Below are 25,044 nucleotides of genomic sequence, written 5' to 3' on the forward strand. Positions count from 1 at the left end.
TGCTCAGTGCGGGGAGACGGTGGGCAGCAGGTCGCGCTGGGCGAGCGCGCCGCGCAGGGCGGTGACGTCGGCGAGCACGGCGTGGGCTCCCGCGCCGCTCAGGGCTGCGCGGTCGTGCGCGCCGGTGAGCACGCCCGCCACGAACCCGGCCCCGGCGCGGCGCCCGGACTGCACGTCGCTCACGGTGTCGCCGATCACCGCGACCGCGTCCACCGCCGAGGCCCCGCAGCGCAGCAGCGCGGCGAGCACGAGGTCGGGCGCCGGACGGCCACGACCCGCGTCCACGGGCGAGAGCGCCACGTCGACGAGGTCGCCCCATCCGAGCCCGTCGAGCAGCGCCTGCCGGGTCACTGGTGCGAATCCGGTGGTCAGGGCCACGGCGAGTCCGGCGTCCTTGAGCCCCTGGATCGCGTCCGCGGCCCCGGGGATCTCGGTCACGCCGTGTTCCGCGACGATCTCCGCATACGCGTCCTCGAACGCGGCGGTGGCGCGCTGCGCGGCGGCGAGGTCGCCGTCGGCGAGGTGCAGGAAGACGTCGAGCTTCGACTGCCCCATGGTGGCGCGCACGTGGTCGAGCGCTTCCTCCCACGGCAGCCACGCGGCCACCCCGGTGCGCTCGGCGGCGCGCTGGAACGCCTGCTCCACCACGCCGTCGTCGCGCACGGTGGTGCCGGCCATGTCGAGGACGACGAGTTCGATCGGAGTGGTCATGGTGTTCCTTCCAGGGCGGGTGCCCGGCCGAGGGCCGAGGCGAGGGTGAGCTCGGCGAGTCCGAGCCCGCAGGTCATGCCGATGCCGGTGGTCGCGGCGATCACCAGGGTGCCGTCGTCGCCGCGGTCGACGAGGAACTCGCCGGGGGCCTTGGCGTACACGCCCTGCCACCGCTCGATCACGCGCGGCTCCGGCATGTCGAACAGCGCCAGAGCCTCCGCGAGGAACGCGGCGAACGCGGCCTCGGGCTGGAACGGCGCGGGAGCGGTCGCGGTCGCGTGCGAGTCGCCCAGGATCAGGGTGCCGTCGGGCAGCTGCGTGTACATCTGGTTGAGGTCGAGCGCGGCGAGGTCGGGGCGTTCGGCGTGTAGGCGCTCGCGCAGCGCCGCGGCCTGCGGGGTCGCGGCGAACCGGCCGTAGCGGATGAGCGACCACCCGGTGAGCAGGGGCGCGTCGAGCGGTCGCGGGAGGGTCGCCGCGACCCGCATCATGTCGAGGGCGCAGCGGGCGACACCGTGCCGCTCGGCGACCTCGGGCAGCAGCTGGTCGAGGTCGTGGTTCACGGCGACGACCACGACCCCGGCATCGATGCGACCGCGCGTGGTCTCGACCCGTCCGTCGGCGAGGCGGGTCGCGGCGGTGCGGAAGCGGAAGTCCACGCCGTTCGCGGCGAGGTGGCGCACGATCGCGGCGGCCGCGGTGCGCGGATCGGTCTGCAGGTCGGCATCGATGAGCGCGCCACCGTGCAGCCCCTCCGCGCGCAGCGGTGCCCGGCGGCGCAGTTCGGCGCTGTCCAGCATCCGGATGCCGCCATCGTGCGCCGCGGCCTCCAGCACGTCCAGCTCGTCCCGGTGCCTGGCGGCCACGAGCGTGCCGGACTCGCGCAGCCAGAACCCGGCGTCGCGGGCGAGCCGCAGCCACAGTTCGCGCGAGGTGTCGGCGTAGCGCCGCGCGTCTCCGCCCTGGGCGCCGATGCACAGGTGCCCGAAGTTGCGCACGGTCGCACCGACGGGCCGGTCGCTGCGGTCGAGCACGATCACGCGCAGCCCCCGGCGGACGGCGGCGTACGCGGCGCCGAGCCCCACGATGCCCGCACCGATCACGACCACGTCGGCGGTGTCGTTCGCGCGGGTCATCGGAACACCTTCCTCATCCACATCGCGAGACCCTCCACCGCGAGCACGGTCACCAGGGTCATCAGGACGATCGCGGTCACCGTCTCGTAGCGTGAGCCCTGGCTGGCGTTCAGCAGGTAGTACCCCACGCCGCCACCGCCGACGATGCCCAGGATGGTGGCGGCACGGATGTTGGTGTCGAGCATGTAGAAGCTGTGCCCGATCAGCGCCCTGGTCCCCTGCGGCACGGTGGCGGCCGCGTAGGTCTGCAGGCGGGTCGCACCGACCGCACGCAGTGCGCGCTCCGGTCCGCGGTCGACCTCTTCGAGGGAGTCGGCGATGAGCTTGCCCAGCAACCCGATGCCGCCGATCGCGAGCGCGATCACGCCGGCCTGGGCGCCCAGTCCCGTGATGACGACGAGCACGATCGCGAGGATGAGCTCCGGGATGCCGCGGATGCCGACGAGCAGCAGGCGCGCGGTCCCTCGCGCGGCTCCGTTCGGGGCGACGTTGCGGGCGGCGAGCGAGCCGAGCAGCAGGGAGGGCAGCAGGGTGAGCACGGTCGCGGCGAGCGCGATCGCGACGGTCTCGCGCATGGCCTCCAGCATCGCGGGCGCGTCGTAGTTCCCGAACGACGGCGGCCAGAAGCGCGCGGCGACCTCGGGGAGCTTGGCCCAGAACGTGAAGAGGTCGAGCCAGGTGATCTGGCTCACCGCGACGCTGCCGATCACGACCAGGACGGCGGCGACCCCGGCGAGGGTGTGGCGCACGCGCTGCGCGGTCCAGGGGCGGCGGAGGGCGGTCTGCGGTGTCGCTGCCCACTCCGACCGGGCGGCGGTGGGCGCGGTCGTGCGGCGCAGCCGGGGGTGCACCAGGCGGTCCATCCAGGAGCGCGTCTGCCGCTGCTCGCCCAGCATGGCCCCGCGCACGAGGCTCGACACGACCTCCATCGCGATGCACAGCGCGAAGATCACGAGCGCGATGCCGAGACCCTTGCCGTAGTTGAGCGCCTTGAACGCGTACGACATCTCCAGACCGAGCCCTGCGACGCCGACGTAGCCGAGGACGACGCTGCCGCGCAGGTTGATGTCGTTGCGGTGCAGCACGGTCGCGACCCAGCTCGGCAGCACCTGCGGGAGGATGCCGGCGGTGAACTCCTGCAGCTTCGAGCCGCCCGCGGCCCGGATCGCCAGGCGCGGACCCTCGTCGATCTGCTCGATCGCGTCGGCGAACATCTTGGAGATCATGCCGATCGAGTGGATGCCGATCGCGAGGATGCCGGGCAGGGTGCCGAGCGAGAACATCAGCACGAACGCCATCGCGAGCACCACGTCGGGCAGGGCGCGGGTCAGCACGCCGACGAACCGCGCCGCGGCGCGCCAGCCCGTTCCCGGGGTGGTGTTGGAGGCGGCGAGGTAGGCGATCGGCACCGACAGCACCGCGGCGAGCAGGGTGCCCACGAGCACGAGGCCCACCGTCAGCGCGATGAGCCACAGGAGCTCGCCGGGCTCCGGGAAGGAGAGGCCGCCGACGCGGGCCAGGAAGTTCTGCGCGTTGCCCCAGCTCTGCACCATCGCGGGGATCGAGATGTCGACGTCGCGCACCGCGAGCACACCGAGCACGACCAGCGCGACGAGCGTGAGTCCCGCGGCGATGCGCTCCGGCGAGGGCCGGCGCCGGGGCGCACGGGCCGCGACGGTCGCCCCGCCCGAACCGGTGGGTGCGCCCCCGCGCGGTGCCGCGCCGCCGCGGGTGCCGGGCGCCGCCGCCGTGTCCAGGGCCGTCATGCCACGCCCGCCGGGGTGGCTGCGTCGGCGAGCTCGACCTGCACGGCCGTGATCTCCGCGGTCGTCGTGGCCACACGTCCGTAGATCTCCATGACCTCCGCCTTGCTGAGGCCGTCGGTGGGGGTGTCGAGCACGACCTCGCCGTGCCTCAGCCCCACGATGCGGTCGGCCCAGCTGATGGCGAGGTCCACCTGGTGCAGGCTGCACACCACGGTGAGCCCCTCGTCGGCGGCGATGCGGCGGATGAGGGCCATGACCTGCTCGCTGGACTCGGGGTCGAGCGAGGCGACGGGCTCGTCCGCGAGCAGGATGTCGGGCTTCTGCATGAGCGCACGGGCGATGGCCACGCGCTGCTGCTGTCCCCCGGAGAGGGTGTCGCTGCGCTGGTACGCCCGGTCGAGCAGCCCGACCCGGTCGAGGTGTTCGAGAGCGGTCAGCCTCGCGCTGCGGGAGTAGCCCCAGAGCCCGAGGCGGGGGCCGCGCACGCGCGAGAGCGAGCCGGTGAGCACGTTCTCCAGCACGGTCAGCGACGGCACGAGCTCGAACTGCTGGAAGATGAAGCCGACGCGGCTGCGCAGGTCGCGCAGCGCCCGACTGCGGAGCGCGGGGACCGCGGCGCCGAGCACGTCGACCGTGCCGGCGGTGGGCACCTCGAGCCCGTCGAGGTGTCGCAGGAGCGTCGACTTCCCTGAGCCGGACAGGCCGAGCAGCACCACGATCTCGCCGCGGGCCACGGTGAGCGACACGTCGCTCAGAGCCGTGGTGCTGCCGAAGGTCTTGGTCACGCCGTCGAGGCGGATGAGGGTGTCGGTGGCCGCGGTCATGGCATCTCCTTGTCGTGCGGTCGGGTCGGGTGGGAGGCCCTTCGTCCCGCTGCGCTCGCTCAGGAACCGCAGTCGGGTTCCTGAGCGAGCGCCGGCGAGACGACGGGCGTGTCAGGCCGTCAGGCCTTGCACTGCTCCGCTTCGGTCTCGGCGCAGATGTCGCGGATCAGGTCGTAGTACGCGTCGTCGACCGGCTTCGTGGCGTAGAACACGCTGCGGAACGCGTCGGAGTCGGCGCCGTCGATGCCCGCGGCGATGATGTCGTCGATCGTGACCTCGCCGAGCGCGTCGACGAGCTCCTGCGCGACCTCGTCCGGGAGGGACGAGGAGTAGACCAGGGGCGCACCGGGCACCATGGTCTCGTCGATCACCTTCACCTTGTCGGACTTCTCGACCTCGGAGTCCTCGGCGAACCCGACCTCGCACTCGACGCCCTCGCCGACCTTCTGCACGCTCACGTCGTGCTTGCCCGCGAAGACCGGCGTGATGTCGGCCTGGGGGTCGATGCCCGCCTCGAGCAGGTTGTAGGAGGGGAAGAGGTAGCCGGAGGTCGACGACGGGTCGACGAAGCAGACCTTCTTGCCGGCGAAGTCCTTCAGGCTGGTGATGTCGCTGTCGGCGGGGACGATCGCCTGCGAGTAGTAGCCGGGCTCCTGGCCCTCCTCGGTGATGATCGACGAGATGGGCGTGAGCTTCGCGCCGTTGTTGGTGGCGGTCACGTAGGTGAAGCCGGAGAACGACGCGACGTCGACCTTCCCGGCGACGGCGGCCTCGATCAGCGCGGCGTAGTCGGTGGACTCGTGGTACTCGACGGTCTTCCCGGTGACCTCGGCGATGTAGTCCATCAGGGGCTGGTAGTTGGTCTCGGTGTCGACCGAGTCGGGCACGACGCCGAAGACCAGCGTGTTCTCGTCGACGGCGAACCCGCTCGCGCCGGCGGACTGTGCGTCGCCGGGGGCGTCGGTGGCCTCGGCCGTTCCGGCACAGGCGGCGAGGCCGAGCGCGAGGATCGCAGCGCCGGCGAGGGCGGGGAGAGCACGGAGCTTCATGGTGGACCTTTCAGGGTGGGAGGGGTGATCCTCGACGACTCTGACAGGCCCGGTCTTCAGATGTATACCTATCTCGGAAGAGTTCAGGGCGCGTTCACCCGCCATTCGCCTGGGTGAACACTCACCGACCATCCGCGGCCTCCGCCCGATGGCGAAGTAATGTACCTATGTGGCCGAAGCTGTGTACACCCAGATCGCCGACGACCTGCGCGCCCGGATCACCGACGGCACGCTGCGCCCCGGCGACGACGTACCCACCGAGGCCGAGCTCGCCGAGCGCTGGCACACCTCCCGCGGCCCGATCCGCAACGCGCTCGCGGCGCTGCGCGCCGAGGGGCTGATCGAGACCGGTCGCGGACGCCCGGCGCGCGTCGTCGCGCGCAAGGCGAACCAGGCGGTCGACGTGTCAGTGCCGTTCACGCGCTGGGCGCGCGAGCTCGGCGTGACCCCCGGCGCCGAGACGCAGGAGCTCAGCCTGCGCCGCGCCGGCGACCTGGGTCCCGCGCTCGGCGTGGGGCGCGACGACACCATCGTCCGCGTCGTCCGCCTGCGCCTCCTCGACGGGCGGCCGACCATGCTGGAGCGCCTCGCCTACACCGAAGACGTCGGGCGTCGGCTGTTCGAGGTCGATCTGGACGAGGTCTCGATCACCGAGTACCTGGCCTCCCTCGGGCATCCGATCGTCACGCTGCGGCACGAGATCGATGCGGTCGCAGCCGACGAGCAGGACGCGAGCCTGCTGCGGGTTCCGCGGGGCGCACCGATCCTGCGACTCACGCGCACGTCGCGCGACGCCGACGGACGCGTCTTCGAGGCCTCGGAGGACCGCTACCTCAGCGAGGTGGTCCGGTTCACGGTGGCGGCGTCCGGCATCTCGACCGATGGGCACTTCATGCGCGCTGTGGGTGCGTGAGGAGAGGGATTCGGCCGCAGGGGAAAGGGCCCGGAAACAGATTCGCGATCGCGGGCACGGGAGTGTTCAGAAGCCAGAAAGATCGCGCCCGCGATCGCAGCGCTGGGGACGCTTTATCTGGGGAGCTTTCAGCATATGCCGGTACGAATTGGGCTCTGAAGTGCCGAAAGTCGAGACCTTTTTAGACTTTCGTCTAGGTCTGTTCGTGCACACGCAGCGCACTCTGCCACTGTAGCGCCTCAGGCCACCGGCAGTGCGGCCGACACGAGCCAGTGCCCGTCGACCTCCCCCGCGCTGAACTCACCGCTCGCGCCCATGACGCGCTCGGCCATGCGGCCGAGGCCCGTGCGACTCGACGAGAGCTCGCGGCGGGGCGTGGTCGGAAGGGGACTGCGCAGGGTCAGGTGCGCGGTGTCGTCGTCCACGGCGAGACGGATCTCGACCGTGCCCTCGCCGGCGTACTTCAAGATGTTGGTGGCGGACTCGCGCACGATGCGCGCCAGCACGATCTCCACGGCGCGCGGGATGCGCTCGTCGCCCGGGTCGCCTTCGCACACCACCGTGTGCCCGGCGGCCGCGAACTCGGTGCGTGCTTCGTCGATCGCCGCGACGAGGTCGCCCGTCGGCATGCCTGCCGACCGGGGCCCGTCGTCGGCCAGCTCGATCACGAACCGGAGATCGGTCATGGCCTTGCGCGCGGCCACCCGGATGGCCTCACGCGAATCGTCACTGGTTCCGGGGTCCTCGAGCATCTGCACGTGCAGCGACACCACCGTGAGGTGGTGCGCGATGCTGTCGTGCAACTCGCCGGCGATCCATCGCCGCTCGGCGAGCACTGCTTCGCGTTCCTGTTCGGCCGCTGCCTCGAGCTGACGCTCCAGGCGGCTGCCGCGTGCGAACGCGATCCGCAGCGCGAAGCCGACGGCTCCCGCGACAGCGGCGAAGACGAGGTAGATGGCGACGTTCACGCCGGCGTCGGCGTCGCGCATGGCGACGACGGCGGCAGCGACGAGGAACGCGCCGGTGTACGACAGGATCAGCGAGGTCCAGCCGAGTCGCATGACCAATCCGGCCGCGACAGCGGCGGCGGTCAGGACCTGGTACTCGGTTCCTGCCAGAAAGGAGAGCGCGAACACGACGCCGAGGGCGCATGTCGCGATGAGGGGCTTCCAGAGATAAAGGGCGAAGACTGCCGTCGAAGAAATGCTCACCACGAGGACGGCCGGGTTCACACCCGGAGTCACGACGAGGCCGATCAGATCGACGGCGATAGTGATGGAGATGATCACCAGAACGACGATGCGTTCGATAGCGGTGAGTTTCTCACCTCGGACCAGCCGGAGTGTATCCGCAGACCCGCGAATCGAATGGTCGAAGGCCATGGTTCACTATCTCCTATTCGCCAGGTACTCTAGCGGACGAGACCAAAGAACTTGCTAACCTGCTGCCAGAAAGTCATTACGTTCACCTCCATTTTGTAGTCGTTTGTCGATGTCTGTATTCATCTTCTCGACGACGCTGAGCGCGCACATCTGTCTTGAGTCCAGACCTCGATGGCCAAAGGTCTACAGCGCGGATCCGCGGGTGCAGCGCGGTTAGGCTTCCTCCATGCAGGAAATCCGCGTCGTGATCGTCGATGACGATCCACTGGTCCGCTCCGCGCTGTCCCACTTCGTGTCGCGCGCGCCGGAGATCACGGTCGTGGCGCAGGCGGAGGACGGTCGCGAGGCCCTCACCACGGTGGAACGGGAGAAGCCGGACGTCGTCATGATGGACGTCCAGATGCCCGAGATGAACGGCATCGAGGCGACGGCGGCCATCGCGCAACGGTGGCCCGAGGTGCGGATCCTCGCCGTGACCACCCTCGACGGCAGCGACACGGTCCTGCCGATGCTGAGCGCCGGGGCGTCGGGCTACCTGCTCAAGGACTCCAGCGCGGAGGACATCGTGACCGGCGTGCGCGAGGTGTTCGCCGGCCAGAGCTCCCTGTCCCCGCGCATCGCCTCCATGCTGATCCGCCACGTGCGCGCCTCCACGCCCGCCGCGACCGCCGCCGACGCCCTCGAACCTCTCACGGACCGTGAGGAAGAGGTGCTGCAGTGCCTCGCGAAGGGCATGTCGAACGCCGAGATCGCCAAGGCACTCATCGTGTCGGAGGGCACGGTCAAGGCGCACCTCGGGCGCATGATGTCGAAGTGGCACCTGCGCGACCGCGTGCAGATCCTCGTCACGGCCGCGCACGCGGGGCTGGTCACCTTCCGCTGACCCCGTGCCTCGCGCGGCACGCGGGCATCCCGCTGGCGCACCGCTCGCGCCGCGGGGATCCGGGAGAGTGCTCACACCTGCATCCATCTCCGGACCGTCGGCGTCGACGGTCCGAGGGCTGTCGTTCTTCCACCCCGCGCCATCTCCAGAATGGAACCGCGGGGGTCACAGCGCAAGCAGCACGATGCCGGTCAGCACGATGAGCGAGGCGCCCACCCGCCACCCTGGCCGCGACTCCCTGAGCACGACCGCGCCGAACAGGCTCACCAGCACCACGCTCACCTCGCGCAACGGCGCGACCAGCGCGACCGGAGCGATCTGGATCGCCGACAGCACGAGGATGTACGACAGGGGCGACAGCACACCGAACGCCAGGATGCGGCGCCACTGGGCACGCCCGAGCGCCCACACCGCGGGCCAGCGGCGACGGACCGCGATCGAGTAGAACGGCACCTGCAGCAGGGTCGTGCCCACCATGAAGGCCACCGGCGACAGGCTCCACGTGCGCACCGCGTGCGTGTCCCAGATCGTGTACACCGCGATCGCCACGCCCGTCAGCAGCCCGAACACCAGGCCGAGGTCGACGCCCCGCCCTCCGCCGCTCCCCCGGTCGACCAGCCCGGCCGCCACCACGCCGACGATCACCGCGGCGACGCCGACCAGTGCGATGCCCGACGGCCGCTCCCCCAGCAGCAGCACCGCGACGATCACCGACAGGAAGGGACCGGTCCCGCGCGCCGTCGCATACACGGTCGACAGGCTGCCCTCGCGATAGCCGCGCTGCAGCACCGCCATGTACACCACGTGCAGCACGGCCGAGACACCCACCCCGAGGGCGAACGAGGCGAGGTCGGACGTGCCGAGGCCCCCCGTGAACGGCACCGCCCCGATCCACACGGCCGTGCTGGCCACCGCGCCCCACCACAGGAACGGCGAGCCGGCGCGGCTGATGCCGTGCGCGATCACGTTCCAGGCGGCGTGGGCGACGGCGGCACCGAGGACCAGGACGAAGGCGAGTGGGGACACGACAGACCCTTCCGTTCGGCGCAGGCACGACGAACAGGGTCCTCCGGGCTTTTGTCCTGTCAGATGACGGCCCGCTCACGGGAGCGGACCGTGGCGCCGCTCGGACCAGACGGGTGCGGACCCCGGAACCCTAGGCGCTATCGGGACCACCCTAGCCGTCCGAGGTGAACCGGAGGGGAACGCCGGTCGCGACTACGCTCGAAAGACACCCCGCGCAGGAAGGTCATGCCCATGCCCGTCACCCCGGTCGCTCTCGCCCACGCCGAGGACCTCGCCGACTTCGTCGCCGCCTCCCCCTCCAGCTATCACGCCGCGGCCGAGGTCGCCCGTCGCCTGGAGGACGCCGGGTTCACGCGGCTCGACGAGCACGACGGGTGGCCGTCCGCCGCGGGCGGGCGGTACGTCGTGGTGCGCGACGGAGCCGCGATCGCCTGGGTCGTCCCCGCCGACGCCACCGCGACCACGCCCGTGCAGGTCTTCGGCGCCCACACCGACTCCCCTGGCTTCAAGCTCAAGCCGCAGCCCACGACCGGTGTCCGCGGGTGGCTGCAGGCGGCGGTCGAGGTCTACGGCGGCCCGCTGCTGAACTCCTGGCTCGACCGGGAGCTGCGCCTCGCCGGTCGCCTGGCCCTCGCCGACGGCCGCGTCGTGCTCGCCGACACGGGTGCCCTGCTGCGACTGCCGCAGCTGGCGATCCACCTCGACCGCGGCGTGAACAACGGCCTCGCGCTCGATAAGCAGACCGAGACGCAGCCCGTGTGGGGACTGGGCGACCCGTCCGAGGCGGACATCCTCGCGGAGCTCGCGGCCTCCGCCGAGGTGTCGGTGTCTGACATCCGCGGCTACGACGTGGTGGTGGCCGATGCGGCACGCGGCGCGGTGTTCGGCAAGGACAGCGCCTTCTTCGCCTCCGGTCGCCTGGACGACCTCGCCTCCGTGCACGCCGGCGTGGTGGCGCTGCAGGCGCACGAGCCCGCCGCTGGTGCGCCGATCGCGGTGCTCGCCGCGTTCGACCACGAGGAGCTCGGGTCGGAGTCGCGCTCCGGCGCGGCCGGCCCGTTCCTGGAGGACGTGCTGGAGCGGGTCTACGACGGGCTGGGCGCCGACGCGTCGGCCCGCCGTCGGGCCTACGCCGCGTCGTGGTGCCTGTCGAGCGACGTGGGTCACTCGGTGCACCCCAACTACGTCGGCCGCCACGACCCCGTGGTGCAGCCGGTGCTCGGCTCCGGCCCCATCCTCAAGCTCAACGCCAATCAGCGCTACGCCACGGACGCGGTCGGCAGCGCCGCCTGGCGTGAGTGGTGCGAGCGCTCGGGCGTCGCCACGCAGGAGTTCGTGTCGAACAACGGCGTGCCCTGCGGCTCCACCATCGGACCGATCACGGCGACGCGCCTGGGCATCCGCACGGTCGACGTGGGCATCCCGATCCTGTCGATGCACTCGGCGCGGGAGCTCGCCGGCGTGAGCGACCTGCACGACCTGACACGCGTGGCCGGAGCGTTCTTCGCCGGCTGAGCCCCGCACCGGCGCAGCAGTGCCATCATGAGCAGATGACCGACATCAGGCCGGCTCTCATCGAGCGCGCAGGCATCGAGATCATCCCCGAATCCGAGCGGACCGCGAAGCCGCGCGACCTCTTCTGGCCGTGGTTCGCCGCGAACGTGTCGGTGTTCGGCATGTCGTACGGCTCGTTCGTGCTCGGCTTCGGCATCTCGTTCTGGCAGGCGACGCTCGTGTCGGTGATCGGCATCGTGGTGTCGTTCCTGCTGTGCGGGCTGATCGCGATCGCGGGCAAGCGCGGCTCCGCGCCGACCATGGTGCTCTCGCGGGCGGCGTTCGGCGTGCAGGGGCAGAAGATCCCCGGCATCGTCTCGTGGCTCACCTCGATCGGCTGGGAGACGTTCCTGGCGATCATGGCCGTGCTCGCCACCGCGACCGTGATCACGCAGCTCGGCGGCGACGGCGACAGCCTGTGGCTCAAGGTCGTCGCGACCGTCGTGGTGGCCGCGCTCATCGTCACGGCGTCCGTGCTGGGCTATCACACGATCATGCGCCTGCAGTCGGTGCTCACCTGGGTCACCGGCGTGGTGACCGTGCTCTACATCGTCCTCGCGATCCCGAGCATCGACCTCGGCGTGGTGCTCGCGCGTCCGGACGGCGGCATCGGGCAGGTGATCGGCGCACTCGTGATGGTGATGACCGGGTTCGGCCTGGGCTGGATCAACATCGCCGCGGACTGGTCGCGCTACCAGAAGCGCACGGCCTCCGACGGCGCGATCGTCGCCTGGAACACGATCGGCGGCTCGGTCGCGCCGGTCATCCTCGTCGTGTTCGGCCTGCTGCTCGGCGGCTCCGACGACGACCTGCTGACGGCGATCGCGGCCGACCCGATCGGCGCGCTCGCGAGCATCCTCCCGCTCTGGGTGCTGGTGCCGTTCCTGCTCACCGCGGTCCTCGCGCTCGTGTCGGGCGCCGTGCTGGGCATCTACTCCTCCGGCCTGACCCTGCTGAGCCTCGGCATCCGCATCCCGCGCCCGTCGGCGGCCGCGATCGACGGGGTCATCCTCACGCTCGGCACGATCTACGTGGTGTTCTTCGCGACCGACTTCCTCGGCCCGTTCCAGAGCTTCCTCATCACGCTCGGCGTGCCGCTCGCCTCCTGGGCCGGCATCCTGATCGCCGACATCCTCCGCCGCCGCGCCGACTACGACGAGCAGGCGCTGTTCGACAGCCGCGGCCGCTACGGCGCCTGGGACTGGACCTCGATCGTCACCCTGGTGGTCGCGAGCGTGATCGGCTGGGGATTCGTGCTCAACGGCTTCGCCGAGGCCGCCCCGTGGAACAACTGGCAGGGGTATCTGCTGTTCCTGGTCGGCGGCGCTGACGGCGACTGGGCGTACGCCAACCTCGGGGTGTTCTTCGCGCTCGTGCTGTCGTTCGTCGTGACCTGGTTCGCCAGGGCGGGGAAGATCCGCCGGCAGGAGGCGGCGTGACCACGACCGCCGGCCCGGGTTCACGGGACGCCTGGCTGGTCGTGATCGACCCTCAGCACATCTTCGCCTCGCCCGACTCCGCGTGGGGGTCGCCGTTCTTCGACGACGCGATGGGCAACATCCGGCGGCTCGCCGACGCGTTCGGCGACCGCGTGCTGGTGACGCGGTGGCTGCCCACGGCCGACCGCTCCACCTCCTGGGGCGACTACTTCGCCGCGTGGCCCTTCGCCGACCGCCCGGCCGACGACGCACTGTTCGACCTGGTTCCCGCGGCGCGCGGGCTGTCCCCGCACCCGACGCTCGACCTGCCCACGTTCGGCAAGTGGGGCGCGGAGCTGGAGGCGGTGGTGGGACACGGCGCGCCGGTGGTGCTGGCCGGCGTGTCCACCGACTGCTGCGTGATCTCCACGGCGCTCGCTGCCGCGGACGCGGGGGCCCGGGTGACCGTCGCCGCCGACGCCTGCGCCGGTTCCACGGCGGAGAACCACGCCGCCGCGGTGCAGGTCATGAGCCTTTACCCGCCGCAGATCACGGTCGCCGAGACGTCCGCCCTCTTGTCGCGCTGACCCCGCGTGCGGGGTGGAAAACGGACCGCGCGAGGCCCACCCGCGCGCGTTTTCGATCCAGCACCGCGACCGGGGGCACCGCGACCAGGGCACCGCGACCGGAACGGACGGGGTCAGGCGGCGGCGCGGACGGCGGCGGCGATGTCGGCCGGGGAGCCGCGCCAGGGAGCGCCGTGCCCGGGGAGCACCCACGACGCGTCGAGCGCGGCCAGCCGGTCCAGCGACGCCAGGGCCTCTGCGGGTGCATCCGTGAAGGGAGCCGGCTGGGCACCCTCGCGCCCGGTGAGCACGTGCCGCGTCGTGAGCGCGTCGCCCACGAACACCGCATCGACCGCCGGCACGTGCACCGCGATGCTGCCGGGCGAGTGGCCGGGCAGACCGACGACCACCGGGGCGCCGGGCAGGTCGAGCACCGCACTGTCCTCCACCTCGACGACCGAGGCGACGTGCGGCGTGCGCAGCGCTTTCTTGCGCAGACCGTAGGCGAGGAAGCCCAGCATCGGGAGCGGGCGCGCGGGCCCCATCGGCGTCCGGGGCTTCTCGCCCGTGCGCACGCGGTGGGCGTCGGCGGCGTGGATGATCACGGGCACGCCGGTCTCGCGGCGCAGGCGTTCGGCGAACCCGATGTGGTCACTGTCGCCGTGGGTGAGCACGAGACCGCGGACGTCGGACAGCGGACGACCGATCGCGGACAGCTCGTGCTGCAGGTCTTTCCAGTGTCCGGGCAGACCGGCGTCGATGAGCGTGATGCCCCCGGGCAGGTCGATCAGGTACGAGGCGACGATGTCGTTGCCGAGGCGGTGGAGGTGCGGGGCGAGCTGCATGGCGGGTCCTCTCGGATGATTGCGATAGCTACGATACGTAGCTATGATGGCTACTGTCAATAGCCATCACTGGAGGATGCATGCCGACCCCCGAACGCACCACGACCGACGCGATCGTGACCGCCGGACGAGAGATCCTCGAGGCGTCCGGTCCCTCGGGCCTCACGATGCAGGCCGTGGCGAGGCGCGTCGGCGTGCGCGCCCCCTCGCTCTACAAGCGCGTGAAGGATCGCGAGGCACTGCTCGCCGCGGTGGCGACCGCCACGGTCGATGCTCTGGGCGAGCGCCTCGAGAGGGCCGGCGACGACCTCGCCGAGCTCGCCACCGCCTACCGCGCCTTCGCGCACGCGCACCCCGAGGGCTTCCGGCTGATGTTCGCCGCACCCGTGCCGCAGGAAGCCCTCGAGCGCTCGGCGGCACCGGTCATCCGGGCGTGCGCGGCCACGGTCGGCGACGACGACGCCCTCGACGCCGCCCGGCTCTTCACCGCCTGGGCGACCGGGTTCCTGCAGATGGAGCTCGCGGGCGCCTTCCGCCTGGGCGGCGACGTCGACCGCGCCTACGCCTACGGCCTGCGGCAGCTCATCGGCGGCCTCTCCCGCTGAGCCCCTCCCCGGGCCCGGGCCCGCAGGGACGGCCGCGATCGCACGGGGCGCCGGGACACACCCGCCCGCACCGGCGATTCGACGGGCCGGAATACTGGCACACTGTTGCCGGGAGGGTCCATGAGCACCGATGCGCACACCGGAGAGTCCGTCCACCCCACGAAGGCCCGGAAGCCCTGGCACCGCACGAACGTGATCGTGGTGATCGTGGTCGCCATCGCCGCCGTGGTCGCCCTCATCAGCAGCCTCACCCCCTGGCCGTCCGCCATGGTCATCCGCGCGGTGTTCACGAAGGGCGGCGACGAGACCGCCGCCGAGATGGACAAGCACGTGCCCGACACCGCGCTCGACGTGCAGCAGGGGATCGCGTACGGCGACGCGGGCACCGACACGACGATGGACGTGTTCCGCCCGGCCGACGCCGACGGTCCACTGCCGACCGTGGTGTGGATCCACGGGGGCGCCTGGATCTCGGGCGAGAAGGAGAACGTCGACCCGTACCTCCGGATCCTCGCGGCCGAGGGCTACACGACCGTCGGGGTGAACTACACGATCGGACCCGAGGGCGTGTACCCGCTCGCCGTGCGGCAGCTCGATCAGGCCCTCGCCTACATCGACGAGCACGCCGCGGAACTCGGCATCGACCCCGACCAGATCGTGCTCGCGGGCGACTCCGCCGGCAGCCAGCTCGCCAGCCAGATGGCCACGCTCATCACCAACCCCGACTACGCCGAGATCGTCGGCATCGACCCGTCGCTGAAGGCCGACCAGCTCGCCGCCACGATCCTCAACTGCGGCGTGTACGACCTCGCAGCCCTGGCCGAGCTCGACGGCATCGCCGGCTGGGGCCTCAAGACCGCGATGTGGGCGTACTCGGGCACCAAGACCTGGGCGGAGGACTCCACCGGGTCGACGATGTCGACGCTCGACTGGGTCACGGCGGACTTCCCCGCCACCTACATCTCCGGCGGCAACGGCGACGGTCTCACCTGGCTCCAGTCGATCCCGATGGCGAAGCGCCTCGAGTCCCTGGGTGTGGAGGTCACGACGCTGTTCTGGCCGATGGATCACGAGCCCGCCCTGCCGCACGAGTACCAGTTCCACCTCGACCTGCCGGATGCCCGGACCGCTCTGGACGAGACGATCGCGTTCCTGGGGAAGCACACCACCCGCTGAGAACATTTCACTCCTGTGACGGTCGCCACGGAAGTGATATGTTTTCCGCATGCACCCGGAGAACCAGCGCGCCCTGGAAGACGGCATCGTCACCGACCTCACCGGACGGATGACCTACGGCTCGTACCTCGCCCTGGATCAGCTGCTCACCGCACAGCACCCCGTGAGCCAGCCGGAGCACCACGACGAGATGCTGTTCATCATCCAGCACCAGACCACCGAGCTGTGGCTCAAGCAGGTGCTGCACGAGCTGTCCTCCGCGCGCACGCTGCTGGCCGCCGACGACCTGCGTGAAGCCCTCAAGCGCATCGCCAGGGTCAAGAAGATCCAAGACGTGATGACGCAGCAGTGGTCCGTGCTCGCCACCCTCACCCCGACCGAATACGCGCAGTTCCGCGGCTCACTCGGCACCTCGTCCGGCTTCCAGTCGGTGCAGTACCGCGCCGTGGAGTTCGCGCTGGGCAACAAGAACGAGAAGATGCTCGGCGTCTTCCGCGACCATCCCGCGAACCTGGCGCTGCTCACCGCCGAGTGGGAGAAGCCCACGCTGTACGACGAGTTCCTGCGCTACGCCTCCCGCCGCGGACTGCCCGTTCCGGCCGAGATCCTCGACCGCGACGTGCGCGAGCCCTACCGCGAGACCCCGGCGCTGGTCCCCGCGATCCGCGCCATCTACCAGGACCCCGGCACGCACTGGGACCTGTACGAGGCGTGCGAAGACCTGGTCGACCTCGAGGACAACTTCCAGTTCTGGCGGTTCCGGCACCTCAAGACCGTGTCGCGCACGATCGGCATGAAGGTCGGTACGGGCGGCTCCAGCGGCGTCGGATTCCTGCAGCGCGCCCTCGACCTCACGTTCTTCCCCGAGCTCTACACCGTCCGCACCGAGATCGGCGGCTGAGATGCACGCCGCGACGTACTTCGACGGCACCCGGTGGCGCGACGGCGTCGTCGAGGCGACCGCGGAACACGTGCGGCTCCGCGCCGAGACTCCGGCCCCCGGCCTCCCTCGCGTCCCCGGCGGGGTCGTCGGCGGCTTCACCGACCACCACGTGCACCTGCAGCTCGTCGACCACGCCCTGCTGCGCACCTCGCGCCTCGCCCGGGTCGACGACCTGGGCGGGAACCCCGCGGTGCTGCGTGAGCTCGCGGTGCACAACTCGGCCACCCCCGATCACGCCGTCGAGGTCCGGTACGCCGGAGCGTTCCTCACCCCGCCCGGCGGCTACCCGTCCGACCGCGACTGGGCCCCCGCGGGGTCGGTGCGGGAGGTCGCGGACGAGGCTGCCGCCGTCGCCGCGGTCGATGATCTCGCGGCCGCCGGCGTCGCCCTCCTCAAGGTCGCCGGCAACAGCACGGCCGGTCCGGTGTTCGCCGACGCGCTCGTCCACGCGATCGTCGAACGCGCGGACGCGCGCGGCCTGCCGGTGGTCGTGCACGCCGAGGGCCCCGGCGAGGCGCAGCGGGCCGTACGCCTCGGAGCCGCCCGCCTCGCGCACGCGCCGTTCACCGAGCGCCTCGACGACGCCGAGGTCGCCCGCCACGCGGCCTCGGTCTCCTGGATCTCGACCCTCGCGATCCACGACCCCGCCGCCCTGCGCATCGCCGTCGACAACGTGCGACGGTTCCACGCCGCCGGGGGCACCGTGCTCTACGGCACCGACATGGGCAACGGCCCCACCCCGGTCGACCTCCACCCCGCCGAGCTCGACGCCCTCCGCCGCGCGGGGCTCGACGACGCCGCCCTGCTGCGCGCCCTCGCCCCCGCGGACCCGCGGCAGCCCGGCGCGCTGCTGCTCCTGCTCCCGGACGGCTCGACCGATCCGTTCGACGCCCGCCCGCTTACCGCCGCCGACCTGAAGGTGTGACATGACCGACCGTTCCTCCGACGCCGCCCTGCTCGACGCCGCCCGTGCCCTCGACGCGGCCGACCCGCTCGCCGCGCACCTCGACGCGTTCGCCGAGGCGCCGGGGGTCACGGCCTACCTCGACGGGAACTCCCTCGGCCGCCCCCTGCGGGACATGCCGGAGAAGCTCGCCGCGTTCGTTCACGAGGACTGGGGCACCCGGCTCATCCGCTCGTGGGACGAGCAGTGGATGGCGCTGCCGATGCGCCTGGGCGACCGCATCGGCGAGGTCGCGCTCGGGGCGGCCGCCGGGCAGACCGTGGTGGCCGACTCGACCAGCGTGCTCATCTACAAGCTCATGCGCGCCGCGGCCGCCGCCGACCCCGCCCGCACGGAGCTCGTGATCGAGACGGGCAACTTCCCCACCGACCGGTTCCTCGCCGAGGGCGTCGCCGCCGAGACGGGGCTGACCATCCGCTGGCTGGAACCCGACCCGGTGCACGGCGTGACGGTGGACGACGTGACGGCCGCGGTGTCCGACCGCACCGCGCTCGTGTCGCTCAGCCACGTGGACTACCGCTCGGGCGCGCTGGCGGACATGCCGGGCATCACGGCGGCGGCGCACGAGGCGGGGGCGCTCATGATGTGGGACCTGTGCCACTCGGCCGGCGTCGTGCCGATGCAGCTGGACGCGTGGGGCGTCGACCTCGCGGTCGGCTGCACCTACAAGTACCTGAACGGCGGCCCGGGCTCCCCCGCGTTCGCGTACCTCCGCCACGGGCTGCAGGGGGTGCTCCGGCAGCCGATCCAGGGGTGGTGGAGCGCGGAGGACATTTTCGCGATGGGGCCGGAGTACGTGCCGAGCGGCGACATCCGGCAGCTGCTCAGCGGCACGCCGCCCGTCACCTCGATGCTCGCGATGCAGGGGATGCTCGACCTGATCGAGCAGTCGACGATCGCGGGGGTGCGGGCCAAGTCGCAGTCGCTGACCGATCTCGCGGTGCGCGCGTACGACGAGGTGCTCGCCCCGCTCGGCGTGCGGCTGCTGAGCCCCCGCGACTCCGCGCGACGCGGCGGGCATGTGACGATCGGCCACCCCGACTTCCGCGACGTCACCCGCCGGCTCTGGGCGGACGGCATCATCCCCGACTTCCGCTTCCCCGACGGCATCCGCCTCGGACTCTCCCCGCTCAGCACCTCGCACGTCGAGACGATCACGGGCGTGCTGGCCGTGCGCGACGCCCTGGAGTCCGATGACGACTGAGGCGGCGCCGACCGCCGTGCGCGACGACATCGATGCCCGCCCCGGCAGCACGGCGTCGCTGCTGCGGACGCTGATCGGGCTGTATCTGCGGCCCCTCGGCGGCTGGATCTCCGCCGCGCATCTCGTGCACCTCGCGGGCGAGCTGGGGATCCCGGCCGCCCAGGCCCGCACGGGCGTGACGCGCCTGAAGCAGAAGGGGCTGCTGCTGGCCGAGCGCGGCGAGACCGCGGGATACCGCCTGAACCCGGAGGCGCTGCCCATGCTGGAGCGCGGCGACCGGCGCATCTTCACCATGCGGCAGATGGGCGACACCGACCCGTGGTGCCTGGTGTCGTTCTCGATCCCGGAGAGCGCCCGCAGCGTGCGGCATCAGCTGCGTCGCCGGCTGCAGTGGATCGGCGCGGGCGTGGTGTCGCCCGCCCTGTGGATCTGCCCCGGTCACCTGCGCGACGAGGCGACGCAGATCCTGGAAGAGCTCGGCGCGCGGCAGTGGGCGACGCTGTTCGACGCCGTGGCCCCCGCTCCCGCCGGCACCCTCGTGGAGGCGGCAGCCCAGTGGTGGGACCTGGGTGCGCTGCGGACGGAGCACCTCGCCTTCCAGGCGTCGCTCAGCACGCTGCCGCCCGAGCCGTTCGCCGCGTACGTGCACCTGCTCGACCGGTGGCGCGTGCTGCCCTACACCGACCCCGGGCTGCCCGCGTCGATGCTGCCGGCGGACTGGCCCGGCGCCCGCAGCGTGGAGCGGTTCACGGCGCTGTCGGCCGAGCTGTCCGCGCCGGCGCTGGCGCACGTGCGCGCCGTCACGGCGGCCGCGGTGGATCGGGCGGATACCCCGGATCCGGCGGTGGCGGACCGGCGCTGAGGACGCACCGGCCCGCCGCCCACGGCCTCAGGCGGTCCCGGCCACCTCGGCCAGGAACCCGGTGACGTGCTCCTGCAGCCGGACGATCCGCAGGTCGCGCGCGAGCTCCCGGTCGTAGCCCTGGTACGCGAGGGGCGGCAGCATCCGCACCGAGCGGTTGCACTCGAACCCGGCGCAGGCCAGCACGCCGACCGAGTCGCCCTTGCGTCCGGCCGGACCGGCCTTGCGGGCGACGAACAGCTGCACGTCGTTGCGGAGGGTCACGTCTTCGCACCACGAGCACTGGGCGCGGGCGAGCACCCGCTGTTCGGCGCGCTGCAGCAGCACGCCCACCGGGGCGTCGTCGACCCAGGTCACGACGTAGGCGCGACGCGGCTGCTTGGGGTCGGTCCAGCCGAGGAAGTCGAGCCGATCGAAGTCGATGTCGGCGAAACCGGCGGGCAGGGTGAGGTCGGAGACCTCCTTGCGGGAGGCGTTGAGGAAGGAGGCGCGGATGTCGCGCTCGTCGAGGGGACGCATGGGAGTGTGCTTTCGGACGGTCGCCGTGCGGCGAGTCGGGTCGGATGGAGGACCCCGGACAGGAGCCGGGTACGGTGCAGCACCGGGGACGGGGGTTCCGCCTCCGGCCGGTCCTCAGCCTCTGCCCGCGGCGCTGAACGCGCCTGCGGCTCCGCTCCGCGCCCCGAGGGCGCTCATCGACGACAGCACCCGGCGAGCCTACACCCGATTGTTTCGCCCGATGTCGCCCGCCCTCGCGTCCCGCCGCCCGCGCCGCCTACTGTGGCCGGAACGCCGAACCGAAGGAGACCACCGTGTCCACGTCGCCCCACCGCCTGTCACCCCTCGAGGTGAGCGAGCGTGCGACGTGCATGTGCCGCGCGGGTGGCCGCTGCTCCTCCATCGCACCGGGACACGCGCTGCACCTGATCCAGGCCCGCCTGGCCGCCGCCACGCCCGCCGACTGGGCAGACGCGCTGGTCGAGTCCGCCGATCCGGTGACCGGCGACCTGGTCGTGCGCACCCTCGACGGCACCGCGCACGCGCTGTGGAACGGCTCCGGCGCCGCGCTCGAAGCGGCCGTCGGCACCCCCGTCGCCCTCCACGTCCCCTACGGCGTGCTGGCCGTGGGAGACGCGCGCTTCAACGTCGCCACCGTCTGACGGCGACCGTCCTGCCGCGTCAGGCGCTCGCCATCATCATGTCGCGCACGGCCATGCACGCGTTCATGCACGCCTGGCACGCCTGCGCGCAGAGGCGGCAGACGTCGCTGTGATCGGCGTGCTGCATGCACTCGTCCATGCACATCTGGCACATGGCGATGCACGCGTCGAGCATCGCCATCATCGTCGCGGGGGTCATGCCCTGCATCCGCAGCATCGACCGCATCATCGTGTGGCACATGTCGGCGCAGTTCATGCACGCGGGCGCGCAGTCCATCAGCTGCGTCGAGCACACGGTGCACGCCTGCTCGCACGCGGCGCACGCGTCCATGCAGGCCTGCAGCACCGCCATGTCCATCATCGCCATGTCGGGCATCGACTCCATGCTCTTCGACATCGCGCCCATCATCGTCGCGTCCATCGGGCTCCGCTCCCTTCGTCGAGGACAGCGGGCAGGACCACCCGCCTGGCGCCAGGCTAGCCGCTGAGGGGGTCCCCCGTCGATGGGGCGGAACGCTGACACGGCCTGGGGCGATTGTCAATCCCGTGGACCGTCGTCGCCACCGATGCGAGGCTCGGAGAGCAATCGATCCGCCGAGGAGAGGAGCCCCACATGAGTGGCGCAGACGACATGAAGAACTCCGCCGAGAAGCTGGGCGGGAAGGTCAAGGAGGGCGTGGGCAAGCTCACCGACAACGAGAAGCTCGAGGCCGAGGGCCAGGCGGATCAGGTGAAGGCCGACGCCAAGCAGGCCGGCGAGAACGTGAAGGACGCCGCAGGCAAGGCCGGCGACAGCGTCCGGGACGCGTTCGACCGCTGATCCCGCCCCGCTGATCCCATGAAGAGGGGGAGGCTCGCCGGACCGGCGAGCCTCCCCCTCCGCACACGGGTCAGACCTTGCGGCTGCCGCTGATCGCTCGGATCAGCCAGGCGATCACGGCGATAGCCAGGAGCACCAGACCGACCCACAGCAGGAACTGGAGCGACTGCACCAGTCCTCCGGTGATCGCGAGGATCACGGCGATGACGATGACGATGATCAGGAGGATGTTCATCGGTCTTTCCCTTCTCTGGGGGCGCGGGCGCCCGACTGCGGTGCCCTCACGCTAGACCGCACGGACACCCTCGTTCGAGGGGGTTGACTTCCACCCTCCGAGTGCGCGAAGGAGCAGAGCAATGCCAGGAGCACGCAACAACTCCCTGAAGGACCCGGAGCTGTACGAAGAGCTCCGCGACGACGGAGCCTCGAAGGAGAAGGCCGCACGCATCTCCAACGCCGCCGCCAGGGACGGCCGCAGCACGGTCGGCCGCCGGGGCGGGAAGCACGGCGACTACGAGGACTGGACGGTCGCCGAACTGCGCAAGCGGGCCAAGGAGATCGGACTGACCGGCTACAGCGGGAAGCGCAAGGCGGAGCTCATCTCCGCTCTGCGCAACCACTGAGGCGGGATGGCGCGCTTCGGGATCGAGGAGGAGTTCCTCCTGCTCGATGAGAACTCGCTGCTGCCCGTCGGCCTGTCCGGCGACGTCCTGGAGCGCATCGGCGACCGCCCGCTGACCGGGCGGGTGACCACGGAGTACCTGGCGTCGCAGCTCGAGTGCCTCACCGAGCCGGTGTCGACCGCGGAGGCGGCGCGGCGCCAGTTGCGCGGCCTGCGCAGCCTGCTGGGCGAGCACGCACGCGCCCTCCACGCGGTGGCCGCCCCGACCGGGAGCCCGTTCACCACCGCGCGCTCGCCCCGGCTCTCCCCGTCACCGCACTACGACGACGTGGCCCGGCGGCTCGCGCACCTGACCCGCGAGCACGAGGTGAACGGCCTGCACGTGCACGTCGAGGTGCTCGACGAGGAGGAACGGGTGCGCGCGCTCAACCGCCTGCGCGGCTGGCTCCCGCTGCTGCTCGCGCTGAGCGCCAACAGCCCGTTCGCCCACGGCCTCGACGCGGGCTTCGCGAGCTGGCGGAGCATGCTCATCCGGCGACTGCCCTCATCGTGGTGCCCGCCGCGGTTCCACGACCTCGACGACTACCGCGCCCGGGTCGGGCAGCTGCTCGCCCTGGGCACTATCGGCGAGGCCAGCTCGTTGTCGTGGGCGGTGCGGCTGTCCGAGCGATACCCCACCGTCGAGGCACGGATCGCCGACGCGCAGCTCACCGCCGACGATGCCGTGCTGTCGGCGCTACTGTGCCGGGCGATCGCGCTGAGCACCGAGCAGCGGCTGGCCGAGGAACGCATCGACGCCCTGGACGCGTCGGTGTGGACGGCGGCGCGGGCCGGGATGGGCGCGCGCATCGTCGACCCGCTGTCGGGCGAGGTCGCCGACGCGTGGGCGGTCGCGGAGGGCCTGCTCGCCGAGATCCGCCCGGTGCTGCAGCAGCTCGGTGACGAGGCCGCGGTCGACGAGGCCCTGGGACGCCTGCGCGCGGAGGGAACCGGCGCCGAGCGGCAGCGGACCGCCTACCGCGACGGCGGTCGCGAGGGGCTCACGGAACTGCTCCGCGCGGGGACGGAGACCGCGTCGGCCTGACCCGCCCCGGCGTCCGCGGCCGGGAGTAGGGTCGGCTCGTGGCCTCCTTCGCCCCCCTCCAGCGGCTCGTCATCGCGATCGCGGTGCTCGCGTCCTTCGTGACCTTCCTCGACGGCACGGTGGTGAACGTCGCGCTGCCCGCCATCAGCCGTGAGCTCGGCGGCGGCATCACCACGCAGCAGTGGGTGGTCGACGCCTACCTCATCACCCTGAGCGCGCTGATCCTGCTGGCGGGGTCGCTGTCCGACGCGTATGGCCGGGTGGTGGTCATGCGCATCGGCCTGATCGCGTTCGGCATCGCCTCGATCGCGGTCGCCGCGGCGGTCGACCCGCTCATGCTGATCATCGCCCGCGCGGCCCAGGGCGCGGCGGGTGCCCTGCTCGTGCCGAGCTCCCTGGCACTGATCACGGCCACGATGCGCGGCGACGTGCAGGCGAGGGCCATCGGCGTCTGGACGGCCTTCACGACCGCGGCGCAGCTCGTCGGGCCGCTGCTGGGCGGGCTGTTCGTCGACTTCCTGTCGTGGCGGTTCGTGTTCCTCATCAACGTGCTGCCCATCGGCGTGACGCTGCTGCTGCTGGCTCGACTCCAGCTGCCCGAGCGGCCCCGCGGCGTCGGGGTGGACTGGTGGAGCGGTGCGCTGTGCGCCGTGGGACTCGGTGCGGTCGTGTTCGCCCTGATCGAGCAGCCGAATCTCGGATGGGCCTCGCCCGCGATCTGGGTCCCCGCAGTCGCGGGCGCCGCCCTTTTCGCGGCGTTCCTGCTGCGCCAGCGCCGCTCGGCCGCCCCGCTCATGCCGCTGTGGCTGTTCCGCGTGCGCGACTTCGGCTGGGGCAACCTCGCGACGCTGTTCGTGTACGCCGCGCTCTCGCTCAACGGCTTCGTGGTCGGGGTGTACCTGCAGCAGGGCGCCGGGCTCAGTGCCACCGCCGCGGGTCTCGCGAGCCTGCCGATGACGATCCTCATGATCCTGGTGAGCTCGCGCGCGGGAGGGTGGGCGGGGCGCTGGGGTCCGCGCCTCTTCATGACGATCGGTCCGCTGATCATGGCGGCCGGTGCGCTGATGCTGCTGACCGTGTCCGCCGAGTTCGACTACTGGTGGCAGGTGCTTCCCGCCATGGTCGTGATGGGGCTGGGCCTCTCGCTCACGGTCGCTCCGCTGACGGCCGCGATCCTCGGCGCGATCGACGAGAACCACTCGGGCATCGCCTCGGCCGTGAACAACGCGGTCTCGCGCGTGGCCGGACTCCTGGTGGTGGCGATGCTGTCGACGATCGTCGGCGGCGCCCTCGACCTCGACGGTTTCCACAGCGCCGCCTGGGTCACGGCCGCGCTCCTGGTGCTGGGCGGCGTGGTGTCGTGGATCGGCATCCGTCGCAACCCGTCCGAAGACCCGACGGCCTCCGCGGAGGGCGCCCCGGCCCCGACCCCGGCCCCGCCCGTCCCCGGTCGCGGCTGAGGCGCAACGCGTCCGCGCACGGGACCGCGATCGCGGCTTGCCTGCCCGACGGCTCGGCGTCAAGTCCCTGG

The 25,044-nt window shown here is 71.8% G+C and carries 27 protein-coding genes; 16 read left to right on the plus strand and 11 right to left on the minus strand.

Annotated features, from left to right (window positions below):
- Nucleotides 1–3: 3 nt before the first annotated feature.
- From KZC56_RS01675 to KZC56_RS01700, 5 genes are all read right to left on the minus strand, one after another.
- Complete coding sequence (locus KZC56_RS01675) at nt 4–711, minus strand: HAD family hydrolase (protein ID WP_247637703.1); 708 nt, start codon at nt 709–711, stop codon at nt 4–6.
- A complete protein-coding gene (locus KZC56_RS01680; RefSeq protein ID WP_281733181.1) occupies nt 708–1,847 on the minus strand; it encodes a TIGR03364 family FAD-dependent oxidoreductase in 1,140 nt (379 codons plus the stop codon). Before KZC56_RS01680 ends, KZC56_RS01675 begins: the two co-directional genes overlap by 4 nt.
- Nucleotides 1,844–3,613, minus strand: coding sequence for a phosphonate ABC transporter, permease protein PhnE (phnE, locus tag KZC56_RS01690; protein ID WP_247637704.1), 1,770 nt, complete (start codon nt 3,611–3,613; stop codon nt 1,844–1,846). The genes KZC56_RS01680 and phnE overlap by 4 nt, the downstream gene beginning before the upstream one ends.
- Nucleotides 3,610–4,437, minus strand: coding sequence for a phosphonate ABC transporter ATP-binding protein (gene phnC, locus KZC56_RS01695; protein WP_247637705.1), 828 nt, complete (start codon nt 4,435–4,437; stop codon nt 3,610–3,612). Before phnC ends, phnE begins: the two co-directional genes overlap by 4 nt.
- Before the next feature lie 119 nt (nt 4,438–4,556).
- Nucleotides 4,557–5,486 (minus strand): phosphate/phosphite/phosphonate ABC transporter substrate-binding protein, encoded by a 930-nt coding sequence (locus KZC56_RS01700; RefSeq protein ID WP_136036454.1) that lies wholly within the window; start codon nt 5,484–5,486, stop codon nt 4,557–4,559.
- A 169-nt stretch (nt 5,487–5,655) separates the two neighbouring features.
- Here KZC56_RS01700 and KZC56_RS01705 point away from each other — a divergent pair, with 169 nt between their 5' ends.
- The gene (locus tag KZC56_RS01705; RefSeq protein ID WP_240744676.1) at nt 5,656–6,399 is read left to right on the plus strand and encodes a GntR family transcriptional regulator; all 744 of its coding nucleotides are present in this window, start codon (nt 5,656–5,658) and stop codon (nt 6,397–6,399) included.
- Nucleotides 6,400–6,638: 239 nt separating this feature from the next.
- Here KZC56_RS01705 and KZC56_RS01710 read toward each other — a convergent pair whose 3' ends face one another.
- The gene (locus tag KZC56_RS01710) at nt 6,639–7,688 is read right to left on the minus strand and encodes a sensor histidine kinase (protein ID WP_247637706.1); all 1,050 of its coding nucleotides are present in this window, start codon (nt 7,686–7,688) and stop codon (nt 6,639–6,641) included.
- Nucleotides 7,689–8,007: 319 nt separating this feature from the next.
- Here KZC56_RS01710 and KZC56_RS01715 point away from each other — a divergent pair, with 319 nt between their 5' ends.
- Nucleotides 8,008–8,664: a response regulator gene (locus KZC56_RS01715; protein ID WP_247637707.1), complete on the plus strand. Its 657-nt coding sequence runs from the start codon at nt 8,008–8,010 to the stop codon at nt 8,662–8,664.
- Nucleotides 8,665–8,829: 165 nt separating this feature from the next.
- On the opposite strand, the gene KZC56_RS01720 is transcribed toward KZC56_RS01715, so the two are convergent.
- Nucleotides 8,830–9,690, minus strand: a complete 861-nt coding sequence (locus tag KZC56_RS01720) for an EamA family transporter (RefSeq protein ID WP_247637708.1) — start codon at nt 9,688–9,690, stop codon at nt 8,830–8,832.
- Nucleotides 9,691–9,921: 231 nt separating this feature from the next.
- On the opposite strand from KZC56_RS01720, the gene KZC56_RS01725 reads away from it, so the two are divergent.
- From KZC56_RS01725 to KZC56_RS01735, 3 genes are read left to right on the plus strand one after another with little or no spacing between them, the layout of a single operon-like run.
- Complete coding sequence (locus KZC56_RS01725; protein ID WP_136036456.1) at nt 9,922–11,205, plus strand: M18 family aminopeptidase; 1,284 nt, start codon at nt 9,922–9,924, stop codon at nt 11,203–11,205.
- 35 nt (nt 11,206–11,240) lie between these two features.
- Complete coding sequence (locus KZC56_RS01730) at nt 11,241–12,683, plus strand: purine-cytosine permease family protein (RefSeq protein ID WP_247637709.1); 1,443 nt, start codon at nt 11,241–11,243, stop codon at nt 12,681–12,683.
- Nucleotides 12,680–13,249 (plus strand): cysteine hydrolase family protein, encoded by a 570-nt coding sequence (locus KZC56_RS01735; protein ID WP_206252780.1) that lies wholly within the window; start codon nt 12,680–12,682, stop codon nt 13,247–13,249. Before KZC56_RS01730 ends, KZC56_RS01735 begins: the two co-directional genes overlap by 4 nt.
- 113 nt (nt 13,250–13,362) lie before the next feature.
- On the opposite strand, the gene KZC56_RS01740 is transcribed toward KZC56_RS01735, so the two are convergent.
- Nucleotides 13,363–14,073, minus strand: a complete 711-nt coding sequence (locus KZC56_RS01740) for an MBL fold metallo-hydrolase (protein ID WP_247637710.1) — start codon at nt 14,071–14,073, stop codon at nt 13,363–13,365.
- Nucleotides 14,074–14,153: 80 nt separating this feature from the next.
- Here KZC56_RS01740 and KZC56_RS01745 point away from each other — a divergent pair, with 80 nt between their 5' ends.
- The 6 genes from KZC56_RS01745 (at nt 14,154) to KZC56_RS01770 (ending at nt 19,827) form a co-directional block, all read left to right on the plus strand.
- Nucleotides 14,154–14,678 carry a TetR/AcrR family transcriptional regulator gene (locus KZC56_RS01745; RefSeq protein WP_247637711.1) on the plus strand — a complete coding sequence of 175 codons (525 nt, stop codon included), beginning with the start codon at nt 14,154–14,156 and terminating at the stop codon, nt 14,676–14,678.
- Nucleotides 14,679–14,798: 120 nt separating this feature from the next.
- Nucleotides 14,799–15,854: an alpha/beta hydrolase gene (locus KZC56_RS01750; protein ID WP_247637712.1), complete on the plus strand. Its 1,056-nt coding sequence runs from the start codon at nt 14,799–14,801 to the stop codon at nt 15,852–15,854.
- A 49-nt stretch (nt 15,855–15,903) separates the two neighbouring features.
- Nucleotides 15,904–16,755 (plus strand): tryptophan 2,3-dioxygenase, encoded by an 852-nt coding sequence (locus KZC56_RS01755; RefSeq protein ID WP_136034845.1) that lies wholly within the window; start codon nt 15,904–15,906, stop codon nt 16,753–16,755.
- Nucleotide 16,756: 1 nt separating this feature from the next.
- Nucleotides 16,757–17,722 (plus strand): amidohydrolase family protein, encoded by a 966-nt coding sequence (locus KZC56_RS01760; protein ID WP_247637713.1) that lies wholly within the window; start codon nt 16,757–16,759, stop codon nt 17,720–17,722.
- A 1-nt stretch (nt 17,723) separates the two neighbouring features.
- Entirely contained in the window at nt 17,724–18,965 is a 1,242-nt protein-coding gene (locus KZC56_RS01765; RefSeq protein ID WP_247637714.1) for a kynureninase, read from the plus strand.
- Nucleotides 18,955–19,827 (plus strand): PaaX family transcriptional regulator, encoded by an 873-nt coding sequence (locus tag KZC56_RS01770; RefSeq protein ID WP_247637715.1) that lies wholly within the window; start codon nt 18,955–18,957, stop codon nt 19,825–19,827. Before KZC56_RS01765 ends, KZC56_RS01770 begins: the two co-directional genes overlap by 11 nt.
- A gap of 27 nt (nt 19,828–19,854) precedes the next feature.
- On the opposite strand, the gene KZC56_RS01775 is transcribed toward KZC56_RS01770, so the two are convergent.
- Complete coding sequence (locus tag KZC56_RS01775) at nt 19,855–20,346, minus strand: FBP domain-containing protein (protein ID WP_136034836.1); 492 nt, start codon at nt 20,344–20,346, stop codon at nt 19,855–19,857.
- 293 nt (nt 20,347–20,639) lie between these two features.
- On the opposite strand from KZC56_RS01775, the gene KZC56_RS01780 reads away from it, so the two are divergent.
- Nucleotides 20,640–20,987, plus strand: coding sequence for a hypothetical protein (locus KZC56_RS01780; protein WP_206252770.1), 348 nt, complete (start codon nt 20,640–20,642; stop codon nt 20,985–20,987).
- A gap of 19 nt (nt 20,988–21,006) precedes the next feature.
- Here KZC56_RS01780 and KZC56_RS01785 read toward each other — a convergent pair whose 3' ends face one another.
- On the minus strand, nt 21,007–21,408 hold the full coding sequence (locus KZC56_RS01785) for a four-helix bundle copper-binding protein (RefSeq protein WP_136036669.1): 402 nt from the start codon (nt 21,406–21,408) through the stop codon (nt 21,007–21,009).
- A gap of 192 nt (nt 21,409–21,600) precedes the next feature.
- Between KZC56_RS01785 and KZC56_RS01790 the strand changes: the two genes are divergently transcribed.
- Nucleotides 21,601–21,807, plus strand: a complete 207-nt coding sequence (locus KZC56_RS01790; RefSeq protein WP_136034830.1) for a CsbD family protein — start codon at nt 21,601–21,603, stop codon at nt 21,805–21,807.
- A gap of 70 nt (nt 21,808–21,877) precedes the next feature.
- Here the strand turns inward: KZC56_RS01790 and KZC56_RS01795 are convergent, their stop codons facing one another.
- Nucleotides 21,878–22,042: a hypothetical protein gene (locus KZC56_RS01795; RefSeq protein WP_017829325.1), complete on the minus strand. Its 165-nt coding sequence runs from the start codon at nt 22,040–22,042 to the stop codon at nt 21,878–21,880.
- A gap of 121 nt (nt 22,043–22,163) precedes the next feature.
- Between KZC56_RS01795 and KZC56_RS01800 the strand changes: the two genes are divergently transcribed.
- Genes KZC56_RS01800 through KZC56_RS01810 form a run of 3 tightly spaced genes read left to right on the plus strand, consistent with a single transcriptional unit; the run spans nt 22,164 to nt 24,973 of the window.
- On the plus strand, nt 22,164–22,430 hold the full coding sequence (locus KZC56_RS01800; protein WP_136034827.1) for a DUF7218 family protein: 267 nt from the start codon (nt 22,164–22,166) through the stop codon (nt 22,428–22,430).
- Between the two features lie 6 nt (nt 22,431–22,436).
- Nucleotides 22,437–23,513, plus strand: coding sequence for a carboxylate-amine ligase (locus KZC56_RS01805; RefSeq protein ID WP_247637716.1), 1,077 nt, complete (start codon nt 22,437–22,439; stop codon nt 23,511–23,513).
- 38 nt (nt 23,514–23,551) lie between these two features.
- Complete coding sequence (locus KZC56_RS01810; RefSeq protein WP_247637717.1) at nt 23,552–24,973, plus strand: MFS transporter; 1,422 nt, start codon at nt 23,552–23,554, stop codon at nt 24,971–24,973.
- The last annotated feature ends 71 nt before the right edge of the window (nt 24,974–25,044 follow it).

The organism is Microbacterium sufflavum (assembly GCF_023091155.1).
GTDB lineage: Bacteria > Actinomycetota > Actinomycetes > Actinomycetales > Microbacteriaceae > Microbacterium > Microbacterium sufflavum.